22 protein-coding genes and 1 pseudogene are annotated in these 19,277 nt (G+C 65.3%); 6 read left to right on the forward strand and 17 right to left on the reverse strand.

All coding sequences use genetic code 11. The features are described 5' to 3' along the window. The first annotated feature begins 18 nt into the window (after positions 1–18). Positions 19–906 carry a LysR family transcriptional regulator gene (locus PU724_RS24320; RefSeq protein ID WP_292105130.1) on the forward strand — a complete coding sequence of 296 codons (888 nt, stop codon included), beginning with the start codon at positions 19–21 and terminating at the stop codon, positions 904–906. On the opposite strand, the gene PU724_RS24325 is transcribed toward PU724_RS24320, so the two are convergent. Genes PU724_RS24325 through PU724_RS24335 form a run of 3 tightly spaced genes read right to left on the reverse strand, consistent with a single transcriptional unit; the run spans position 877 to position 2,366 of the window. After that, positions 877–1,428, reverse strand: a complete 552-nt coding sequence (locus tag PU724_RS24325) for a GNAT family N-acetyltransferase (RefSeq protein ID WP_292105132.1) — start codon at positions 1,426–1,428, stop codon at positions 877–879. The two genes, PU724_RS24320 and PU724_RS24325, sit on opposite strands and share 30 nt — an antisense overlap. Before the next feature lie 58 nt (positions 1,429–1,486). Further along, positions 1,487–1,795: a hypothetical protein gene (locus tag PU724_RS24330; protein ID WP_127285082.1), complete on the reverse strand. Its 309-nt coding sequence runs from the start codon at positions 1,793–1,795 to the stop codon at positions 1,487–1,489. 4 nt (positions 1,796–1,799) lie between these two features. Then, on the reverse strand, positions 1,800–2,366 hold the full coding sequence (locus PU724_RS24335; protein ID WP_127285081.1) for a helix-turn-helix domain-containing protein: 567 nt from the start codon (positions 2,364–2,366) through the stop codon (positions 1,800–1,802). A gap of 152 nt (positions 2,367–2,518) precedes the next feature. Here PU724_RS24335 and PU724_RS24340 point away from each other — a divergent pair, with 152 nt between their 5' ends. After that, complete coding sequence (locus PU724_RS24340; protein ID WP_127392109.1) at positions 2,519–4,348, forward strand: ATP-binding protein; 1,830 nt, start codon at positions 2,519–2,521, stop codon at positions 4,346–4,348. Between the two features lie 165 nt (positions 4,349–4,513). On the opposite strand, the gene PU724_RS24345 is transcribed toward PU724_RS24340, so the two are convergent. Both PU724_RS24345 and miaA read right to left on the reverse strand, forming a co-directional pair. Beyond that, a complete protein-coding gene (locus PU724_RS24345) occupies positions 4,514–5,305 on the reverse strand; it encodes a GGDEF domain-containing protein (protein ID WP_127283659.1) in 792 nt (263 codons plus the stop codon). Positions 5,306–5,432: 127 nt separating this feature from the next. Beyond that, positions 5,433–6,398, reverse strand: coding sequence for a tRNA (adenosine(37)-N6)-dimethylallyltransferase MiaA (gene miaA / locus PU724_RS24350; RefSeq protein WP_354424133.1), 966 nt, complete (start codon positions 6,396–6,398; stop codon positions 5,433–5,435). Between miaA and serB the strand changes: the two genes are divergently transcribed. Together serB and PU724_RS24360 are read left to right on the forward strand one after the other, a co-directional pair. Further along, positions 6,388–7,275 carry a phosphoserine phosphatase SerB gene (serB, locus tag PU724_RS24355; RefSeq protein ID WP_127310995.1) on the forward strand — a complete coding sequence of 296 codons (888 nt, stop codon included), beginning with the start codon at positions 6,388–6,390 and terminating at the stop codon, positions 7,273–7,275. The genes miaA and serB overlap by 11 nt on opposite strands. Next, positions 7,272–7,844 (forward strand): GNAT family N-acetyltransferase, encoded by a 573-nt coding sequence (locus PU724_RS24360; RefSeq protein WP_127310996.1) that lies wholly within the window; start codon positions 7,272–7,274, stop codon positions 7,842–7,844. Before serB ends, PU724_RS24360 begins: the two co-directional genes overlap by 4 nt. A 45-nt stretch (positions 7,845–7,889) precedes the next feature. Here the strand turns inward: PU724_RS24360 and PU724_RS24365 are convergent, their stop codons facing one another. From PU724_RS24365 to PU724_RS24390, 6 genes are all read right to left on the reverse strand, one after another. Further along, complete coding sequence (locus PU724_RS24365; protein ID WP_127283656.1) at positions 7,890–9,407, reverse strand: DegQ family serine endoprotease; 1,518 nt, start codon at positions 9,405–9,407, stop codon at positions 7,890–7,892. Between the two features lie 144 nt (positions 9,408–9,551). Further along, complete coding sequence (locus PU724_RS24370; protein ID WP_127283655.1) at positions 9,552–9,737, reverse strand: DUF2065 domain-containing protein; 186 nt, start codon at positions 9,735–9,737, stop codon at positions 9,552–9,554. A 6-nt stretch (positions 9,738–9,743) separates the two neighbouring features. Beyond that, entirely contained in the window at positions 9,744–10,697 is a 954-nt protein-coding gene (gene hflC, locus PU724_RS24375; protein ID WP_127283654.1) for a protease modulator HflC, read from the reverse strand. Next, a complete protein-coding gene (hflK, locus tag PU724_RS24380) occupies positions 10,697–11,812 on the reverse strand; it encodes an FtsH protease activity modulator HflK (protein ID WP_354424122.1) in 1,116 nt (371 codons plus the stop codon). Before hflK ends, hflC begins: the two co-directional genes overlap by 1 nt. 147 nt (positions 11,813–11,959) lie before the next feature. Beyond that, the gene (locus tag PU724_RS24385; RefSeq protein ID WP_127311835.1) at positions 11,960–12,478 is read right to left on the reverse strand and encodes a dihydrofolate reductase; all 519 of its coding nucleotides are present in this window, start codon (positions 12,476–12,478) and stop codon (positions 11,960–11,962) included. Beyond that, positions 12,478–13,506, reverse strand: a complete 1,029-nt coding sequence (locus PU724_RS24390) for a DUF4424 domain-containing protein (RefSeq protein ID WP_354424124.1) — start codon at positions 13,504–13,506, stop codon at positions 12,478–12,480. The genes PU724_RS24385 and PU724_RS24390 overlap by 1 nt, the downstream gene beginning before the upstream one ends. Positions 13,507–13,727: 221 nt before the next feature. Here PU724_RS24390 and cobF point away from each other — a divergent pair, with 221 nt between their 5' ends. Continuing rightward, positions 13,728–14,501: a precorrin-6A synthase (deacetylating) gene (cobF, locus tag PU724_RS24395; RefSeq protein WP_127311833.1), complete on the forward strand. Its 774-nt coding sequence runs from the start codon at positions 13,728–13,730 to the stop codon at positions 14,499–14,501. Positions 14,502–14,525: 24 nt separating this feature from the next. Here the strand turns inward: cobF and PU724_RS24400 are convergent, their stop codons facing one another. From PU724_RS24400 to modA, 4 genes are all read right to left on the reverse strand, one after another. After that, on the reverse strand, positions 14,526–14,867 hold the full coding sequence (locus PU724_RS24400; protein ID WP_127311832.1) for a winged helix-turn-helix domain-containing protein: 342 nt from the start codon (positions 14,865–14,867) through the stop codon (positions 14,526–14,528). A 79-nt stretch (positions 14,868–14,946) separates the two neighbouring features. After that, positions 14,947–16,059 (reverse strand): molybdenum ABC transporter ATP-binding protein, encoded by a 1,113-nt coding sequence (modC, locus tag PU724_RS24405; protein WP_354424126.1) that lies wholly within the window; start codon positions 16,057–16,059, stop codon positions 14,947–14,949. Continuing rightward, on the reverse strand, positions 16,056–16,760 hold the full coding sequence (gene modB, locus PU724_RS24410) for a molybdate ABC transporter permease subunit (RefSeq protein WP_127394346.1): 705 nt from the start codon (positions 16,758–16,760) through the stop codon (positions 16,056–16,058). Before modB ends, modC begins: the two co-directional genes overlap by 4 nt. Positions 16,761–16,776: 16 nt before the next feature. After that, positions 16,777–17,574 (reverse strand): molybdate ABC transporter substrate-binding protein, encoded by a 798-nt coding sequence (modA, locus tag PU724_RS24415; protein ID WP_354424129.1) that lies wholly within the window; start codon positions 17,572–17,574, stop codon positions 16,777–16,779. Positions 17,575–17,737: 163 nt separating this feature from the next. Between modA and PU724_RS24420 the strand changes: the two genes are divergently transcribed. Further along, the gene (locus tag PU724_RS24420) at positions 17,738–17,944 is read left to right on the forward strand and encodes a TOBE domain-containing protein (RefSeq protein WP_354424131.1); all 207 of its coding nucleotides are present in this window, start codon (positions 17,738–17,740) and stop codon (positions 17,942–17,944) included. Positions 17,945–18,107: 163 nt separating this feature from the next. Here the strand turns inward: PU724_RS24420 and PU724_RS24425 are convergent, their stop codons facing one another. Together PU724_RS24425 and PU724_RS24430 are read right to left on the reverse strand one after the other, a co-directional pair. Continuing rightward, positions 18,108–18,902, reverse strand: a complete 795-nt coding sequence (locus PU724_RS24425; RefSeq protein WP_127283646.1) for a thymidylate synthase — start codon at positions 18,900–18,902, stop codon at positions 18,108–18,110. 274 nt (positions 18,903–19,176) lie between these two features. Continuing rightward, positions 19,177–19,277: pseudogene (locus tag PU724_RS24430) on the reverse strand (IS110 family transposase); the annotation flags it as partial.

Genomic DNA, 19,277 nt, shown 5'->3' on the forward strand with positions numbered 1-19,277 from the left:
TATGGCTATAGAATTCTAATGGCTGGAAGAATTGCCGGCGCCTTACCTCCGCTCGACTGGTTGCGCAGCTTCGAGGCGGCGGCGCGGCTTTCGAACTTCACCGCCGCGGCGGCCGAACTCGGCCTGACGCAGGCGGCCGTCAGCCAGCACATTCGCTCCCTCGAGCAGCGGCTGAAGACCAGGCTGTTCGTGCGTCTTGCCCGCGGTGTGGCGCTGTCGCCGGAGGGCGCCGCCTATCTTCCCCACATCCAGTCGGCCTTCGCCACCATCGGCAACAGCACCACGGAATTGTTCGAGCCGCGCGCCGTCCAGACCGTGACGGTGCGGGTGCCGATCTCCTTTGCCTTGCTGGTGCTCGTGCCTGCGCTCCCCGACCTGGCGAGAGCCCTGCCGCGGATCCAGCTCGACGTGGTGACCATTCATCGTCCCGCCGACTACGACCAGCCGGGCTCGACGCTCGACATCCGCTTCGGCAACGGGAACTTCCCCGGGCGCGAGGCCGACAGGCTGACTGTCGAGCGGCTGGTGCCGGTCGCCTCGCCGGCCCTGGCCGGCAATGCGGACTGGACGTCCCTGCCCTTGCTTCTGGTCGCCGGCGCGCGCGAGATGTGGGCCGAATGGTTTAGCGCTGCCGGCGTGCCGGGACATACCGGACGTTCGCACCGCTTCGACAGTTTCGTTGCCGCCATGGAAGCGGCCAAGACCGGCGCCGGCGCGCTGCTGGGCTCCAGGCCGCTGATCGATACGGCGCTTGGCAGCAAGGCGCTTGTGGCGCTTTCCGGCTTCGAGCTTTCCAGCAGCTCGGGCCATTTCCTGACCCGCGCTTCGGCCACTGGGCTGACCCAGGCCGAGCAGGATTTTCGTCTGTGGCTGCTGTCACGCCTTGCCGGAATCGGCGCTCTGTAGGCTTGCGCCGATCCGTTTCCAGTAGATCAGCGTGCCGGTCAATCCGCCATGCGGCTTCAGCGCGAAGTCGGGGATTTCGCCGGTCAGCGTGAAGCCGAGCTTCTCGTAGAGACCGGAGGCTCCCTCCTCGCTTGCCGTGTCCAGAACCAGCAAGGTGCGGCCGCGCTCCCCGGCGATGTCTTCCGCGGCCCGCATCAGTCGGGTCGCCACGCCTTGGCCACGACGATCGACGCGGGTCATCAGCTTGGCGATCTCGGCCCGGTGCGGCTGGTTGGGAGGAAAGTCGAGCAGCAAGGTGACCGTGCCGGCAAGGACATCGCCATCCCATGCGCCCAGCACCACCCGTTCGCCTAGCGCGGCGGCGGCAAGCGACTTCCGCCAGAAGGCCTCCGCTGCATCCTGCGCCAGCGGGTGCATAAAGCTCACCGACCCGCCGGCAGCCACCGTCTCGACCAGAAGCGCGGCCAGCAGTTTTTCCGTCTCGGCGTCCTGACTGAGGACGGTGATTTCTGTGGAAGTCATGTTCGCGGAGTGTCCCTTCGGATAAACGTGGATGACGCGGGGCGACCTGTTTCCAGCGTCACGAGAGATGGCTGAACCGCCTTCGCTTCCTTGCGCGGCGGATTTCGGCGATCCGCTCGGTGTCGCCTTCGCCGAGATGGCGACCGCGCTCGAGGATCTCGAGCGTGTATTCCTCATAGGTCAGGCCAAGCCGCTCGGCCCTGTCCAGCCGCATCAGCATGACGTCGCGGCTCGGCGCCTTCCATGCCTTTGCATGGGCCGCCTGCCAGGCGAAGAAGATGTAGGCGCCGCCCTTGCCCCAGGGCGGACCGTCATAGTCGTCGAGCGGCGGCCCGCCATTGTGCGAGCGTCGGGAACGTCGAGCCATGCCGTCAGCCTCTGACCAGCGCGACGAGATAGTCGGCGGCGTCCGGTCCCGGCGCATGGAAGGTGCAGTCGGACGGCGCGCCGAGCGCCAGGCAGTCGCCGGGCCGCAGACTGTGCACGACTTCGCCTTCCGTGAAATCGAGCCTCCCGCCGATCAGCCAGATCTGCTGCTTGATGAAGGCGTAGGACGCCGCCGGAAAGCTGACGCTCTGCCCCGCCGGCAAGCGCACCTTGATCAGTTCGAGCGGCATGTCGGAAGCCGGCGAGAGGTGCCGCCTGAGATAGCCGGTGGCCGGATCGCGCCAGACCGGCTGCTCGCCTTCGCGCAGCAGGCCGCCGCCCTTGAGTTCCGCCCTGGCAATGAGCGTCGACAGCGTCATGCCGAAGGCCGCGGCGATGCGCACCAGCAGCGCCGCGGTCGGGCTGGTCTTGCCCTGCTCTATGGTGCTGAGCATCGCCTTCGACACATCGGAGCGTTCCGCGAGCTCCGCCAGCGACCAGCCCCGCAAGGCCCGTTCCGAGCGTATCCTGCTGCCAAGGCTGGATGAAATGTCGTTCGCTATATCATTCATTCGTTCAATATAGCGAACTCGACACGGAATGAAAGTCGGCGTTCGATCGAATTTTCGCGGTCGGCTTAACGGCGCCTACACCATCCGACCTCACCCCGGCTTAACCTCATCTGTGTAGGTTGCATCCCGAGGGAATGGGGATCATGCCATCTATGTTTGTCGAACGCGAAGTCTCCGTTGGAGAAGCGACCTCGCAGGAGCGTCGCAACAGGGAGCAGAGCGACAAGCGCATTCTCGGCAATGTCGTGCAATGCGATGGCGCGCGCGCCACCATTGGCGCCTATGCCGACGATATCGAAGGCGCGATCACCGGCCTGTGGACCGTCGGCAAGATGATCTCGATCAACCTCGGCTCGACCCGAACGGTCGGCCTCGTTTACGCGATCGGCAAGTCGGACCGCGCCTGGAGCAATGAGGGGCAGAACCCGATCGAGGTCAGCATCGAGTTGATCGGCGAGGTGCGCGACGGCGCCGAGCCAGGCGCCAAGCCCGTCTTCGACCGCGGCATCACCACCTATCCGCATATCGGCGCCATTGCGCACCGCATCCGCAGCCGCGACCTGCAGGCGGTCTACGATCTCGCCGGCCGGCATTCGATCACCATCGGCACGCTGTCGCAGGACGAGGCGATCGACGCCAACATCGCCATCGACGATGTCCTGGCGCGTCACTTCGCCATCGTCGGCACGACCGGCGTCGGCAAGTCCACAGCCGTGTCGCTACTGTTGCGCAAGTCGATCGAGGCCCGGCCGGACCTTCGCATCCTCATCCTCGACCCGCACAACGAGTTCGCTGCCTCGCTGCCCGAATATTGCGTCAGGGTCGATTCCAAGACGCTGGACCTGCCCTTCTGGATGTTCAGGCTGGAAGAGTTCGCCGAGGTGCTGTTTCGCGGGCGCGAGACGGAGCCCGAGGAAGTCGATGTGCTGCGCGATCTCATCCCCGCCGCCAAGAACCTCTATCGCAACCCGGGCTCCGGAACCTATCTGCGGCGCGGCAGCGACGCGCTGACCGCCGATACGCCGGTACCCTACCGCATCGCCGATCTCATCAAGCAGATCGACGAGCGCATGGGCATGCTTGAAAGCAAGAACGACCGCCCGACGCTGAAATCGCTCAAGACGCGCATCGAATCGGCGGCGTCCGATCCCCGCTATCGCTTCATGTTCAACTCGCGCCTGATCGAGGACACCATCCACGAGACGATCGGCAACATCTTCCGCGTGCCGAACCACGGCCGTCCGGTGACCTGCTTCGAGATGGCCGGCATGCCGTCCGAGGTGGTCAATTCCGTCTGCTCGGTGCTGGCGCGCCTGGCGTTCGACCTCGCTCTGTGGAGCGAGGGGCGGCTGCGGCTGCTGCTGCTGTGCGAGGAAGCGCATCGCTATATGCCGGCCGATCCCCGCCTCGGTTTCGCGCCGACAAGGCACGCGCTGTCGCGCATCGCCAAGGAGGGGCGCAAATACGGCTGCTATCTCGGCGTCGTCACCCAGCGTCCGGGCGAGCTCGACCCGACCATCCTGTCGCAGTGCTCGACCTTTTTCGCCATGCGGCTGGCCAACGAGCAGGACCAGGCGATCATCCGTTCGGCGATCGCCGATTCGTCCGCCTCGACGCTGGCCTTCCTGTCCTCGATGGGCCAGCGGGAAGCCATCGCCTTCGGCGAAGGCGTGGCGACGACGATGCGGCTGAAGTTCGAGAAACTGGCGCAGGAACTCATCCCCGGCACCGGCACGCGCGAGCAGGCGGTGCCCTCCGAAACCGGCGAAGACGTCGATCTCGCCGCGATCGTCGAACGGCTGCGCAACGTGCCGAAGCCGCAGCAGCAGATGGCCTTCGCCGAGGTCGTCGACACCGCTCGCCAGGCGGGCGACCCGGACTACCGCAAGCCCGCCGCCCCGCGCATGCAGCCGGACGAGGACTTCGACACCCGCTACGGCCTCAAGCCCGCAACCTTCGGCATGCGCCCGCAGAACGATTGATCTCTTCTTCTTCGGAAGTTCGGAGAAATCCCGAGAGAGAATTCATCAGGCCGGATTGAATGGCGCGGCTTTCGAGAACCCGGAGCGGAGCGGACATGAGTCCGTGAGCACCGGAAGTCGAGAAGGCCGAGTCAGTCGGCTGGCCTCATGAATTCGCTCCGGGATTTAGGCGCAGACGCGGTTGCGGCCTTGCCTCTTCGCCTCATAGAGCTGGCGGTCGGCGCGGCGATAAAAGTCCTCGGCCGTTTCCTTACGGTCCCAGACGGCGAGGCCGACGCTGGTGGTGATTTTGAGGCGAACGTTGCCGGACAGCACCGACATGTTGGCGATCGCCTTGCGGATGCGCTCGGCGAATTTGGCCAGCAATTCGGCGTCCATGTTCGGCGTCACCACGGCGAACTCCTCGCCGCCGAGCCGCGCCACCACGTCATGATAGCGCGTCATGCCCTTCAGGCAGCCGGCGACCGCCTTCAGCACCTCGTCGCCGACGTCATGGCCATGCGTGTCGTTGACCTGCTTGAAATGGTCGAGATCGAGGATCATCAGCCCGACCGGCTTTTCGATGCGACGGAACTCCTCGAGATATTCCTTCAGCGCGTCGTCGAAATAGCGCCGGTTCTGCATGCCGGTGAGCCCGTCGGTCAGCGCCGCGTGCTCCAGCGTTTCCGAACGCGCGCTGAGTGAGACCGTCATGGCGCGCAGCTTGCCCTCTTCGGTCGCCTGCCTGCGGATCAGCGGGTAGATGAAGAAGACGCCGAAGAACAGCGCGGTCGCCAGCAGCACGCCGGTCGCGAACAGCAGTCTGTTGAGATACTTGATCTTTTCGATGCGGGAGGCCGCGTCCAGGTCGGTGGCGATGGCCTGCAGGAAACCGTAGGCGTGCAGCGTCACCAGGCCGGCGGCCAGGATCACGAAAATAAAGACGAAAAATGCGGATTCCGCCTTGTGGAAACGCATCTGCTCCCCGTGGAACTACCCAAAGTTCCTTATGCCATGCAGGGCCTTACGGAGGGTTAATCAGGACAACCTGAGCGAGAATGTCCGGTTTTTGTCTTACTTTCGTGATTGCATTAGCGGCCAGAGATCAGATCGCAGGCATGGCGCCGCCGGCGACATGCAATCGCCGCCATTCCGGACCCAGTTGATGGCGGAACCAGGTCGCCTGGCGCTTGGCATATTGCCGCGTCGCGATCTTGGCGCGCTCGATCGCTTCGGCGAAGCCCAACTGCCCGGCCATCGCCGCCTGCAAGTCGCGCACGCCGATTGCCTTCATCGCCGGCAGATCCGGATCGAGGTTGAGCGCCAACAGCTCTCTGACCTCGTCCAGGGCGCCGACGTCCAGCATGCGGTCGAACCGCGTCTCGATCCGCCCGACCAGCTCCGCGCGATCCGGTTCGATGACCAGGAACCGCGCGCTCTCGCGGTCGATAAGCGGCCGGCCCCGCGCCGCCTGCCATTCGGCTATGGAACGGCCCGAGGCGTCGAGCACCTCCAGCGCGCGCACGATGCGCTGGCCGTCGGTCGGCCTGAGCTGCATGCCGACCGCCGAATCCTCGCGCATAAGGATGCGGTGCAGCCTCTCGGCGCCCTGTTCCTTGAGTTCGTAGCGCCAGCGGTCGCGGATCGCCGTCGGAATCTCGGGCATGTCCGAAATCCCTTCGGCAAGCGCGCGAAAATAGAGCCCGGTGCCGCCGACAAAAATCACCGGCCGTTCCACGAAGGCACCGACCGGCCGTTCGGCGAGCAGGCGGTCCTCGATCAGCTTCGTCACGTCGCGCAGCCAGGCGCCGGTGGAATAGGCGACCGACGGATGGACGTGGCCGTAAAGATGGTGCGGCGCGCGGGCGAGATCGGTGGAGCCCGGCCGCGCTGTCAACACGTCGAGCACCGAATAGCCCTGCATGGAATCGGTGTTGACGATGATGCCGCCCTGGCGCTCGGCGAGATCCAGCGCAAGCGCCGACTTGCCGCTGGCGGTCGGCCCGGCTATCAGGATCGCGTTCTTCACGCGGCCCTCGCCCGCCTGTCCGGAAGTCCCGATGCCGCTGATCGCCACGCTTGTGTCCCATCCCGAAGGCCGCGCCGTATCGGCCACGCTAGCGAATATGGCCTCACGGTCGGTCGGCGCAAGCGCTGTTCGCTGGCTGGCCGAGGACATCGCCTGCGATCTCGTCCTGCCGGAAACCGCGGACGCCTCTGAAACGGCCGCCACCCTGCGCGCCGCGCTCGCCTCGCACCCGGTCGACGTGATCGTCCAGCCGGCTGACGGCCGGCGCAAGAAGATCCTCATCGCCGACATGGATTCGACGATGATCGACCAGGAGTGCATCGACGAACTGGCCGACGAGATCGGCGTCAAGGACCGTGTCGCGGCGATCACCGCGCGCTCGATGAACGGCGAGATCGCCTTCGAACCGGCCCTGCGCGAGCGCGTCGCCCTGCTGAAGGGCCTCGACACCGCCGTGGTCGACCGCCTCGTCGAGACCCGGCTGACGCTGGCATCCGGTGGCCTCGTGCTGGTGCGCACCATGCGGGCCAACGGCGCCTGGGCGGCGCTCGTGTCCGGCGGCTTCAATGTCTTCACCAGCCGCATCGCGGCGATGCTCGGCTTCCAGGAAAACCGCGCCAACCGGCTGATCGAGGAGAATGGCCGTTTCACCGGCCTGGTCGCAGAGCCGATCCTCGGCCGCGCCGCTAAGGCGGAGGCCTTGCTCGAGATCGCCGCCCGGCTTGGTCTCACCCCTGCCGACGCGCTTGCCGTCGGCGACGGCGCCAACGACCTCGATATGATCCGCCTGGCCGGCACCGGCGTCGCCCTGCATGCCAAGCCCTCGGTGGCGGCGGAGGCCAAGGTCCGCATCGACCATGGCGACCTGACGGCGCTGCTCTATCTGCAAGGCTATCGCCAGGAGGAGTTTGCCGGATGAAACCGATGCGCACCAAGCGCCTGATCCTGCGCAACTGGGAGGATCGTGATCGCGAGCTCTTCCATCGCATCAATTCTGACGAGCAGGTGATGGAATTCTTTCCGTTCCGCCGCGACCGCGCCGAGACGGATGCCAAAATGGATGAATTTCGCGGCTGGATCGCCGAGGATGGCTTTGGCTTTGCCGCCGCCGAGATCGCCGCGACGGGCGAATGCATCGGCTTTGTCGGCCTCTTGGAGACCGATCACGTGCCGTCCATGCCTTCCGACACAATCGAGATCGGCTGGCGGCTGGCGCCCGAATTCTGGGGCAAGGGCTATGTCACGGAGGCGGCCGAGGCCTGGCTCGCCTTTGGCTTCGAGACGCTCGACCGCGACGAGATCGTCTCCTTCGCCGTGGCCGACAACCACCGCTCCACCGCCGTCATGAAGCGCCTCGGCATGAGCGCCGATCCGGCGCGCGACTTCGATCATCCCGACATCCCGGACAGTCATCCGGCGCTCAAGCGGCATGTCTTCTACAGGCTGGCGCGCGATGACTGGCAGGCACGAAAAAGGGCGGCTCGTTAGCCGCCCTTTTCATTGAAACTCAGTCGGTTGCGCGATTTTCCGGACTCAATCCATCCGGATCGTAACGAACCGCAACTCACCGGTCTTCGACGCCAGCATCAGGAGCGCGTTCTTGCGCCCTTGTTCCTTCAGCGCGCCGATGCGGTCCATGACGTCCTTCGGCGTCGCCACCGATTCCTGGGCGATCTCGGTGATCACCTCGCCAGGCTGGATGCCGCGCTCGGCCGCTGCCGAATCCTTGGTGACGTCGGTGATGACGACGCCCGAGACGTCGGCGGCGATGCCGAACTTGGTCCGCGTCTCGTCATTGAGTTCGCCGATGGTCATGCCGAGCACGGCCGCCGTCGAGACCGCGGGCGCCTTGTCGCCATTGTCCTGGTCGGTGTTGCTGCCGTCCTCGCCGCTGGCCAGCTTCTCGCCGTCCTCGAGCCGGCCGAGCGTCACCTTCACCGTCTGCTCGACGCCCTTGCGCACGATGACCACGTCCACCGCCTTGCCGACCGGGCTTTCGGCGACGACGCGCGGCAGGTCGCGCATCTCGTGAATGTCCTTGCCGTCGAACTTGATGATGACGTCGCCGGCCAGGATCGTGCCGTTGTCGACCGGCCCGCCCTTGATGACGCCGGCCACCAGCGCGCCCTTGGCGGTCGCCATGCCGAGGCTTTCGGCGATGTCGTCGGTCACCGGCTGGATGCGCACGCCGAGCCAGCCGCGCCGCGTTTCGCCGAACTGGCGAAGCTGGTCGACGACGCCCGAGGCAAGCTGCGAGGGAATGGAGAAGCCGATGCCGATCGAGCCGCCCGACGGCGAGATGATCGCCGTGTTGATGCCGATGACCTCGCCCAGGCTGTTGAACAGCGGACCGCCGGAATTGCCGCGGTTGATCGCGGCGTCGGTCTGGATGAAGTCGTCATAGGGGCCGGAATTGATGTCGCGGTTGCGTGCCGACACGATGCCGACCGTCACCGTGCCGCCGAGGCCGAACGGATTGCCGATCGCCATCACCCAGTCGCCGACCCGCATCTTGGTGGAATCGCCGAACTTCACCGCCGTCAGCTTGTGGCCCTTCGGGTCGACCTTCAGCACCGCGACGTCGGTCTTGGTGTCGGTGCCGACCAGCGTCGCCTTCAGCGTCACGCCGTCGGAGAAATTCACCTCGATGTCGTCGGCGTCGGCGATGACGTGGTTGTTGGTGACCACGATGCCTTGCTCGGCGTCGATGACGAAGCCGGAGCCCAGCGACTGCACTTTCTGGGCGCCGCCGCCCTTGTCGCCGCCGCGGTTCTTGAAAAAGTCGTCGAAGAAATCCTGGAACGGCGAGCCCTCGGGCAATTGCGGCATCGGCACCGCGCCGGGTCCTTCCGAGCCCTTCACCGTCTGCGAGGTCGAGATGTTGACGACGGCGCCCAGCAGGCCCTGGGCAAGATCGGCAACCGAAGCCGGTCCGTCGGCGGCGACGGTCGGCGTCACGGTGGACGGGACAAGGAAGGTGCCGACGAGCAGCGCCGCTGCGCCGGCGACGAGCGTCCGCCTGGCCACGCGCAGAAGGGTGTTGGGTGTCATCGAGGGCCTCCCGGTGTTTCTGAAAGAAAGCGCTTCCGCAAAAACGCCGCGTTGCGTCATGTTGGCAAGAAATACGGCACGTTTGCGGCTATGGCTATCGGCAGAGGATAAATCGTCCGTTACGCCGGCACCAAGAAATTTTCGTCAGCCGCGCACCAGCCAGACGATGCCGACGCCAATGGCGATCGCCGCCAGTCCAGCGATGCGCAGCGCGGTCTCCGGCATCGACAGCACCTCGGTGGCGAGCTTCTTGGCCAAGCCCGGAAACCCGCCATAGACCAGGCCCTCGACGACGAGGACCAGGCCCATTGCCGCGAGAAAATCCTGCACCGGCCGCTACTGGCCGGTGCCGGGTTGCGCCGGCGGCGTGGCCGGCGCGGGTTGCGGCGCCGTTGGCTTTACCGGTGCTTCCATGCTGTTCGGATCGCGGAAATAGCGGAAGAACTCGGACTCAGGCGACAGCACCATGGTCGTCCCGGTGTTGTCGAGCGCCGTGCCGTAGGCGTTCATCGAGCGGTAGAACTCGAAGAAGGCCGGGTCGCGCTGATAGGCGGCCGCGAAGGTCGCGCTGCGCTGGGCTTCGCCCTCGCCGCGCAGGATTTCCGATTCCTTCTGCGCCTCGGCGACGATCTCGACCACTTCGCGGTCGGCGCGGGCCTTGATGCGCTGCGCCGCCTCGTTGCCGCGTGCCCTCAGCCGCTCGGCCTCGGCGAGACGCTCGGCCTTCATGCGGTCGAAAGTCTGCTGCGAAACCTCGGCGGTCAGATCGGTCCGGCGAATGCGCACATCCTCGATTTCGAGGCCGAGCGAGGTGGCGTCGGGCCTGAGCTGGTCGCGCACCTCGCGCATCATGACGGCGCGTTCCTCGGACAGCGCGGCCTCGAAGTCGCGCAGACCGTAGACACGGCGAAGCGCCGCGTCGAGACGCGTCCTCAGCCGCTGCTCGGCAAGCTCGATGCTGCCGGACACCGCGGCGCGGAAGACGCGCGGGTTCGAGATACGGTAGGCAATGAAGGCATCGACCTCGTAGAACTTGCCGCCCGAGACCTGGACGCGGATGTTGTCGAGGTCGAAGCGCAGTACGCGGTTCTCGATCAGCTGCACGCTGTCGGCATCGAAGAAGGCGAAGGGCGCCTTGAAATAGATGCCGGGCTCGGTCTTGACGTCGACGATCTCGCCGAACCTCAGCACCAGCGCCTGCTGGCGCGCGTTGACCACGAACACCGATGAGTAGATCAGGAACAGGACGACCGCCGCGACGACGGCGATGATGGGGAGACGGTTGGCCATCACTGGGTTCCTCCCGTCGTGGCGCCCAGGGCGCCCGGCACCGGCGCCTTCTGCTGCAATGCCGGAAGCGGCAGGTAGGGGACGACCCCTTGCCCGTTGCCCTGCTCGACGATGACCTTGCTCGAATCCTTCAGCACCCGCTCCATCGTTTCCAGGTAGAGGCGCTTGCGCGTCACGTCGGGCGCCTTGGCGTATTCGTCATAGACCGAGATGAAGCGCTGCGCCTCACCCTCGGCCTCCTGAACCACGCGGTTCTTGTAGGCCGCCGCGTCCTCGCGGATCTGGGCGGCCGCGCCGCGCGCCTGGCCGAGTTTCTGGTTGGAATACTGGTTGGCCTGCTCGACGAACTTGTCCTCGTCCTGCTCGGCCCGCTGCACCTCGTCGAAGGCGTCGGCCACCTCGCGCGGCGGCGCTGCATCCTCGATCGAGACGGCGTTGACGTTGAGACCGGCCTTGTAGCCGTCCAGTGTCGTCTGGATGATCTCGCGCACCGAGGCGGCTATGCCCTGGCGGTCATCGCGGAAGATATCCTGCGCCGGCCGACGGCCGACGGCTTCACGCATGGCGCTTTCGGCGACCTGCCGCAGCATGCCGTCGGGATCGGATACGTCGAACAGATAGGCCCTGGGATCGGAGACCTGATAGGCGACCGAGAACTGCACGTTGACGATGTTCTGGTCGCCCGAGAGCATCAGCCCAGAGCTGTTGCTGTTGGTCGCGCCGCCGCCGATATCGACGAGCTGTTCGGCGATGTTGGCCGTCTCGACGGTCTCGACCGGCCACCAATGGAAATGCAGGCCGGGCTCCGAAAGCTCGGCCTTCGGCTTGCCGAAGCGCAGTTCGACGGCAACCTCGTCAGGCTGCACGGTGTAGATCGCCTTGAATGCCCACAGTACGACGAGCGCCGCGGCGATCAGCCCGAACACCGCGGGGCTGGCGCCGCCGCCGCCCGGCAGGGCGCGCCGCAATCTGTCCTGGCCGCGGCGGATGATGTCTTCCAGGTCGGGAGGCGAGCCTTGCGGACCGCTGGGGCCCTTCGGCCCCTGCCCCCAGGGACCCTGATTGCCGCCGCCGCCCCATGGGCCGCCGCCACCGCTCTTGTCGTTCCAGGGCATGAATGTCCTTTCGCTTGGGATTCCCTCAGCGCCGGCCTGACGGCGCAAAATCCGATGTCGTACTTCTATAGGGACGCCACGGCGCGCTTTCAACGCGATCTGCTGGCCGGCCGTCCGTTTTGGGCCGCTAGCGACCCTTTGTCGTCCTCAGTTTGCGCCGCGACGGCGTTCGTAGACCGTATAGCGGGTCGCGTGGCTGTCCTTCTCGCCAGCCGGCACGTCCTCGGCGCCGACGGTGCGCCACACTTGCGGGTCGATCGGCGGAAAATGCGCATCGCCCTCGACGCTGGCGAGCACGTGGGTGACATGCAGCCGATCGGCCAGCGGCAGCGCCTGGGCGTAGATTTCGCCGCCGCCGACCACGCAGATCTCGTCGGCGCCGGCCATGCAGCGTCCGCGCACATTGGCAAGCGCGATGGCATCGCTGAGCGAATGCGCGGTTTCGACGCCTTCGGCCCGCCAGGCCTTGTCGCGCGTCACCACGATGTTGAGCCGGCCCGGCAGCGGCCGGCCGATGCCTTCATAGGTCTTGCGCCCCATGATGATCGGCTTGCCCATCGTGTCGGCCTTGAAGCGCTTGAGATCGGTGGAAAGCCGCCATGGCAGGCCGCCATCGCGCCCGATCACGCCGTTCTCCGCGATGGCGACGTAGATTGCGATATCCATCAGCCACCGTTCCCGTTGTCACCGCCGCTCGTGTCATCCGCCGGCTCGAGCAGCAAGATGTCGATGTCGTGCTCGGGATAGAAATCCTTTGCCGTCATCTCGAATGTCGTCGGTCCGACCTTGCGGACATTGTCGCCGCAGAAGGAGACCAGGTTCTTCGGGCTGCCCTTGTCGATGGTCAGCTTGAAGTCGCCGATATTGCCCGAGGCCCAGTTGCCGCCCGTGGTCAGGATATAGGCGATCCTGCTTTCGAAATATTGCGGGTAGCCGTCGGGATTGTCCTTGGCCGCCTTGCGCACCGCATTCTCGAAACCATCGTCCATGCAATAGCGGGTCTTGTAGGTCGTGTACTGGCCCTGGAACTGGCCGTCATAGAAGAAGCTGACCGACGAGGTTCCGCCGACGCTCGGCTTGTAGCGGTGCGAGACATGCACCGCCTTGTTGGCGGGGAAGGTCGAGCGCCACCAATAGGTCGAGCGCAATTGCCAGAACGGCGCGTAGACGGTCTTCATCCCCGAGCCGTCATCGGCGGTATCCTCGATGATGATACCGCGGTTTTCCCAGTCCTCGGCGACCTCCTTGGGAAGCTTCGCCAGCGCCGCCTTGGCCGCGTCGCCGAACGGATAGAGCGGCACGTTCTGCGCCTTGAGATCGGCGCTGATGTCGATACCCAGCGCAAAGGCCCTCTGCTCCAGTTGCGGCTTTGCGTCGACACCGTCGATCGTCACCTCGAAGCCGAGGAAATTGTCGCTCTGCGCTTCGGGGATCGCCGGCATCTCGTTCGGGTCGCCTTCGATGTCGGGCATCGGGAAGGCAATGATGGCACTGACGTCCTTGTCGGTGTTGTTGCGGAAGACATAGTCGACCGTCACCTTTTCCTGCGAGATGAAGAGGTCCTCGCTCTCCATGGCGACGGCGTCGCTGCGCGACAGGATCAGTCCGCCGGTTCCGAGTTCTGCGATCGAATCGTTGGCCAATGCCGGCGCGACCGACAATGCCAGCGCTGCGGTCAGGATAGTGCGGAACATGAACCCCCCTCTTGGCGGCAGAGCCGGCACTGGCCGGATGCGCGCCCACATCTAGAGCAAATCCAGGAAAAGTGGGTAGCGGTTTTCCGCCCGGACTTACGCAAGACAAATAGCTAGAGCAGTTCGGCGTTTCCGCCAAACGATGGCCATTCGGCGGCCTTGCCGGTGCTTGCTTCACGCTTGTCTGGACACCGGCTTCCCGATCGGGCAGGAGTTCGCGCATGCGCAAGCTTCTGGTCATCGGCATCGGCGCCGGCAATCCCGAACACATGACGGTCCAGGCCATCAACGGCCTGAACCGGGCGGACGTCCTGTTTATTCCCGACAAGGGCGCGAAAAAGAACGATCTCGCCGAACTGCGCCGGCAGATCTGCGACCGCTTCGTGACCAACCCGAAATCGCGCCGGGTGGAATTCGACGTGCCGGTGCGTGCCGAGCCCTCACCTTCCTACCGGGCGACGGTCGATGACTGGCATGAAGCGATCGCCGCAATCTACGAAGGCCTGATCCGCGATGAGCTTGCCGAAGATGGTTGCGGCGCTTTCCTGATCTGGGGCGACCCCTCCCTCTACGACAGCGCGCTGCGCATCCTCGAGCGGGTGCGGCTGCGTCGCAATGTCGAATTCGAACTCGAGGTCATTCCCGGCATCACCGCCGTCCAGGCGCTGGCCGCCGGCCACAAAATGGCGCTGAACCGCATTGGCGATCCCGTGTTGATCACCACAGGCCGCCGCCTGACGCAAGAGGGCATGCCGGGCAACGCCGGCAGCGCGGTCGTCATGCTCGACGGCAAATGCGCCTTCAACACGCTGGACGACGACAACCTCGTCATCCATTGGGGCGCCTATCTCGGCACGCCCGACGAGATCGTCATCTCCGGTCGCCTTGGCGACGTCGGCGCGGAGATCGAAAGGGTCCGCGAGGAAGCCCGGCAAAGCAAGGGCTGGATCATGGACACTTATCTGCTGCGCAAACCCGGCGAGCCTGAGGAATAGAGACCACCCGGAACGGGGCGGCGCTCAGCCCGCATCGATTTCCGCTTGCAAGGCCTCCATATGCTGCGCCGCCGCGGACGCTGCTGCCCGTTCTATGGCCCGGAAGCGGCTGACGACCGCCAGGCCGACCGCGGTCAGTTGCGCGCCGCCGCCCTTCTTGCCGCCCGTCTGCGCCGCGACCAGCGGCTTGCCGAACACCCGGTTCATGTCCTCGACCAGGTCCCAGGCATGCTTGTAGGACATCTCCATGCCGCGCGCCGCGGCCGAGATCGACCCGAAGGCGGCGATCTGCTCCAGCAGCTCGATCTTGCCCGGCCCGATCCGCCCGTCGGGATCGAGATTTATCCGCAAGCTCAGCGATGGCATCCCTTGTCCTCCGCGATCAGATTAGCCGCTCGGCAGCCCAATCGCTATTCCAAACCAACATAGCGACATTGTCCTTTCGTCACCCATCGGCCTCGGCCGGCAGCCCTGGTCCCGTCGTCGCGCTGTCGAAGCTCACCGTCTTGATCACCGCGAAGACCTTGCGGCCGAGCGCAAGGCGCAGCGTGTGCTTCGACTGTTCGGTGATGCGCGCCAGCACGATGGCGCCATTGCAGTCGATGGCGATCTCCACCGTCGGGCCGACGCCCGGCCTGACCGCGGTGATCGTTCCCGCCAATATATTGAGCGCGCTGAGGCCCACCGGCTCTTCGGTCGCGATCATGACGTCGCGGGCGCGGATGCGCAGCCGCACCGGCGTCCCGGCCGGCCGTGCCAGGCGCGGCACGCGGATTTCGCCGGCCGTCGAGCCGAGCACCGTCATGCCGAAGCTTTCGTCATGGCGCAGCACCCTTGTGTCCAGCACCGCGCCGCCCTCGCCGCGCTCTTCCGCCGGCAACAGATCGAGCCGCTGCATGATCGCCCCGGTCGGGCCGGCGGCCGCGACCTTGCCTTGCGCCAGCACCACCACGTCGCTCGCCAGCCGCGCCACTTCGGCGACGGAATGGCTGACATAGACGATCGGGATCTTCGTCTCGTCGCGCAATCGCTCGATATAGGGCAGGATCTCAGCCTTGCGCGCCTCGTCGAGCGAAGCCAGCGGCTCGTCCATCAGCAGCAGTTTCGGGCTGGCAAGCAGCGCCCGTCCGATCGCCACGCGCTGCTTCTCGCCACCCGAGAGCTTGGCCGGCGGCCGGTCGAGCAGATGGCCGATGCCGAGCAGCTCGACCACGGCGTCGATGTCGGCATAGCGCTCGGAGGCCGGCGTGAACCAGCGGCCATAGCGCAGATTGCCGGCGACGCTCATGTGCGGAAACAGCCGCGCGTCCTGGAACACCATGCCGATGCGGCGCTTGTGCATCGGCACAAACACGTCGGATTGCGTATCGACCAGCACGCGGCCGTCGATGGCGATCCGCCCCTTCTCGGGACGGATCAGCCCGGCGATCAGGTTGATCAGCGTCGACTTGCCGGAACCGGACGGCCCGAACAGCGCCGTCAGCCGGCCGGCGCTCTCGAAACTGGCTTCGATCTCGAAATCGCCAAACCGGTGGCCGATGTCGACGAGCAGCGTCATTCGATGTCCATCCGCCGGCCGACGCGCCGCGCCAGCACTTCCGACGCCACCAGCGCGGCCATCGAGATGACGATCGAGATCAGCGTCAGCCTGAGCGCGCCGTCATCGCCGCCCGGCACCTGGGTGAAGGTGTAGATCGCCGACGGCAGCGTCTGCGTCTCGTTGGGGATGTTGGAGACGAAGGTGATTGTCGCTCCGAATTCGCCCATCGCCTTGGCGAAGGCCAGGATGGATCCGGCGATCAGGCCGGGCAGGATCAGCGGCAGCGTGATGGTGATGAACACCCAGAGCGGATTAGCGCCGAGCGTGCCGGCCGCCGCCTCCATCCGGCGGTCCACCGCCTCGATCGACAGCCGGATCGCCCGCACCATCAGCGGAAAGCCCATGACGCCGCAGGCAAGTGCCGCACCCGTCCAGCGGAACGAAAAGACGATGCCGAAATGCTCGGCCAGAAAGGCGCCGGCCGGCCCCCGCTTGCCGAAGGTGAGCAGAAGCAGGTAACCGGTCACCACCGGCGGCAGGATCAGCGGCAGGTGCACCAGCCCGTTGAGCAGCGTCTTGCCCCAGAACTTTCCCCGGGCAAGAACCAGCGCGATCAAGATGCCCGGTGGCAGGCTGAAGAGCATCGCCACCGTGGCCACCTTGATCGACAGCCGGACCGCATTCCATTCGTCGGGAGTGAGGTCCAGCAGCCAGTTCATGCGTCGGGACGCTGCCTTAGTTGGAAGGCGCCAGGATGGTGAACCCCTGCGCCTTGAAAAGGTCCGCCGCCTTGGCGGATTCGAGGCATTTCAGGAATGCCGGCGCATCCTTGTCCTTCGAATCGGCGGTCTGGGCAACCGGGTAGATGATCGGCGGATGCGAATCCTCCGGGAAGGTGCCGACCACCTTCACGCCCTTTTCGGCATGCGCGTCGGTGGCATAGACGATGCCGAGCCCCGCCTCGCCGGTCGACACCAGCTTCAGCGCCGCGCGCACATTCTCGGCCTGCGCCACCTTGCTCTCGACCGAGGACCACACGCCCAGCGATTCCAGCGCCGCCTTGCCGTATTTGCCGGCCGGCACCGCCTTGACATCGCCCATGGCGAGCTTGCTGTCGCCGATCAGCTTGGCGAGGTCGAAACCCTTGTCGATCTTGGCCTCGACCTTGGAATCCTTCGGCGCCACCAGCACGATCTGGTTGCCGAGCAGCTTCGCCTCGGTGTCCGGCTTGGTCAGCTTCTTGTCCGAGAGATACTTCATCCAGTCGAGGTCGGCCGAGATGAAGATGTCGGCCGGCGCGCCGCCCTCGATCTGCTGGGCCAGCGCCGAGCTTGCCGCGTAGGAAATGGTCGCCGCTTCGCCGACATCGGCCTCGCAGGCCTTGTTGACGCCATCGAGCGCCTCCTTGAGGCTGGCCGCGGCAAAGACGACCACCTTGTCCTCGGCATGGGCGGCGGGTGCGGCGGCCATCAAAAGTGCGGTCAGCCCGCCAACAGCGAATGCATTAAGTCCGAAATCCGTGCGCGTCAGCATGAAACTCTCCCCGGGGGTTTGAAAATCCATTCGGCTCAAAGCCTGCCGATCGATATATCCGCACGAATATAACAAGGAAAGAGCTTTCGCGGCCACTGTCGTTGTGCGACAGGATTTTCCCAGCCAACGATGGATTTCAGCCAACACAGCGAAAGAGCCTTCCATGAAGATCAGCGCCCGCAATATCCTCAAGGGAACGATCGTCGAGATCGTCAAGGGAGCCACCACTTCGCATGTCCGCATCAATACCAGCGGCGCCGTCGTCACCGCCTCGATCACCAACGAGGCGGTTGCCGACCTCAAGCTCGAAAAGGGCAAGCAGGCCTATGCGGTGATCAAGGCCTCGGATGTCATGGTCGGCATCGACTGACACATACGGGAATTCCAAGCTTGGTAGCCGAAGGTGCGTTGAGATTCAGGTCAGGCCGAGCCGAGAACGGCGGTTTCCGGGAACCGGAGCGGAGCGTACGTGGGCACCGGAAGCGCAGGAAACCGCCGTTCGCAGGCCGGCATCCCCTGAATATCAACACACCTTAGACGGCGATCGGCGCCTTGATGGTCGCGTCGGCGAAGTAGTTCTCAAGCCGGAAATCCTCGAACCGGAAGGCGAAAAGGTCCTTCACCTCCGGATTGATCCACATCGTCGGCAGCGGCTTCGGCGTGCGCCGCAACTGCTCGCGCGCCTGCTCGAAATGGTTCGAGTAGAGATGCGCGTCGCCGAGCGTGTGCACGAAATCACCGGGCTTTAACCCGGTCACCTGCGCCACCATCAGCGTCAGCAGCGCGTAGGAGGCGATGTTGAACGGCACGCCGAGGAAAATGTCGGCGGAGCGCTGGTAGAGCTGGCAGGAGAGCCGGCCTTCCGAGACGTAGAACTGGAACAGGCAGTGGCAGGGCGGCAACGCCATCGCCTCCACCTCGGCCGGATTCCACGCCGAGACGATCAACCGCCGCGAATTGGGATTGCGGCGTATCTCCTTCAGAAGGCCCGCGATCTGGTCGATCTCGCCGCCACGGCCGTCCGGCCATGAGCGCCATTGCTTGCCGTAGACCGGGCCGAGGTCGCCGTTCTCGTCCGCCCATTCGTCCCAGATGGAGACGCCATTGTCCTTGAGGTATTTGATGTTGGTGTCACCGGCCAGGAACCAGAGCAGCTCGTGGATGATCGACTTCAGATGCAGCTTCTTGGTCGTCGTGACCGGGAAGCCGCGTGAGAGGTCGAAACGCATCTGGTAGCCGAACACCCCGCGGGTGCCGGTGCCGGTGCGGTCGCCGCGGTCGACGCCGTTCTCCAGCACATGCTTCAGAAGGTCGAGATACTGGCGCATCGGCTTGGCCTCGATTCGGGAGTGCGGGCATTATAGCTACCAGACAGCTGGCCGAACACATCAATACGGCACAAGCATTGCTTTGCCACCATTCTTTCCGGGCGGTTGCGCCGCCCCTCATTGCCCTGCCAGGCATTTCTCCCCGTATAGTGACGGGGAATAAGAGGCTGGCCGCGCGCCGCTGCCCTTCTCGCAACGCCGGTGATTGGCGAAACCATCAATGACCGCGTCCCCTCTCCCCGTCACTATACGGGGAGAGCGACTGTCTTGGCTGTCAAGCTGTTTGCCATGGTTTTTGGTCGCGGATGATGGCGTTGAGAATGGTCAGCAGCTTTCGCATGACGGCCACGACGGCGACGATCTTCGGCTTGCCGA

It is taken from the genome of Mesorhizobium abyssinicae (assembly GCF_049887195.1).
GTDB classification, from domain to species: Bacteria; Pseudomonadota; Alphaproteobacteria; order Rhizobiales; family Rhizobiaceae; genus Mesorhizobium; species Mesorhizobium abyssinicae.

Coding starts and splice junctions, on each gene's coding strand:
- PU724_RS24320 (WP_292105130.1), top strand. CDS start 19: ATGGCTGGAAGAATTGCCGGCGCCTTACCTCCGCTCGACTGGTTGCGC.
- PU724_RS24325 (WP_292105132.1), bottom strand. CDS start 1,428: ATGACTTCCACAGAAATCACCGTCCTCAGTCAGGACGCCGAGACGGAA.
- PU724_RS24330 (WP_127285082.1), bottom strand. CDS start 1,795: ATGGCTCGACGTTCCCGACGCTCGCACAATGGCGGGCCGCCGCTCGAC.
- PU724_RS24335 (WP_127285081.1), bottom strand. CDS start 2,366: ATGAATGATATAGCGAACGACATTTCATCCAGCCTTGGCAGCAGGATA.
- PU724_RS24340 (WP_127392109.1), top strand. CDS start 2,519: ATGTTTGTCGAACGCGAAGTCTCCGTTGGAGAAGCGACCTCGCAGGAG.
- PU724_RS24345 (WP_127283659.1), bottom strand. CDS start 5,305: ATGCGTTTCCACAAGGCGGAATCCGCATTTTTCGTCTTTATTTTCGTG.
- serB (WP_127310995.1), top strand. CDS start 6,388: ATGCCGCTGATCGCCACGCTTGTGTCCCATCCCGAAGGCCGCGCCGTA.
- PU724_RS24360 (WP_127310996.1), top strand. CDS start 7,272: ATGAAACCGATGCGCACCAAGCGCCTGATCCTGCGCAACTGGGAGGAT.
- PU724_RS24365 (WP_127283656.1), bottom strand. CDS start 9,407: ATGACACCCAACACCCTTCTGCGCGTGGCCAGGCGGACGCTCGTCGCC.
- hflC (WP_127283654.1), bottom strand. CDS start 10,697: ATGGCCAACCGTCTCCCCATCATCGCCGTCGTCGCGGCGGTCGTCCTG.
- hflK (WP_354424122.1), bottom strand. CDS start 11,812: ATGCCCTGGAACGACAAGAGCGGTGGCGGCGGCCCATGGGGCGGCGGC.
- PU724_RS24385 (WP_127311835.1), bottom strand. CDS start 12,478: ATGGATATCGCAATCTACGTCGCCATCGCGGAGAACGGCGTGATCGGG.
- PU724_RS24390 (WP_354424124.1), bottom strand. CDS start 13,506: ATGTTCCGCACTATCCTGACCGCAGCGCTGGCATTGTCGGTCGCGCCG.
- cobF (WP_127311833.1), top strand. CDS start 13,728: ATGCGCAAGCTTCTGGTCATCGGCATCGGCGCCGGCAATCCCGAACAC.
- PU724_RS24400 (WP_127311832.1), bottom strand. CDS start 14,867: ATGCCATCGCTGAGCTTGCGGATAAATCTCGATCCCGACGGGCGGATC.
- modC (WP_354424126.1), bottom strand. CDS start 16,059: ATGACGCTGCTCGTCGACATCGGCCACCGGTTTGGCGATTTCGAGATC.
- modB (WP_127394346.1), bottom strand. CDS start 16,760: ATGAACTGGCTGCTGGACCTCACTCCCGACGAATGGAATGCGGTCCGG.
- modA (WP_354424129.1), bottom strand. CDS start 17,574: ATGCTGACGCGCACGGATTTCGGACTTAATGCATTCGCTGTTGGCGGG.
- PU724_RS24420 (WP_354424131.1), top strand. CDS start 17,738: ATGAAGATCAGCGCCCGCAATATCCTCAAGGGAACGATCGTCGAGATC.
- PU724_RS24425 (WP_127283646.1), bottom strand. CDS start 18,902: ATGCGCCAGTATCTCGACCTTCTGAAGCATGTGCTGGAGAACGGCGTC.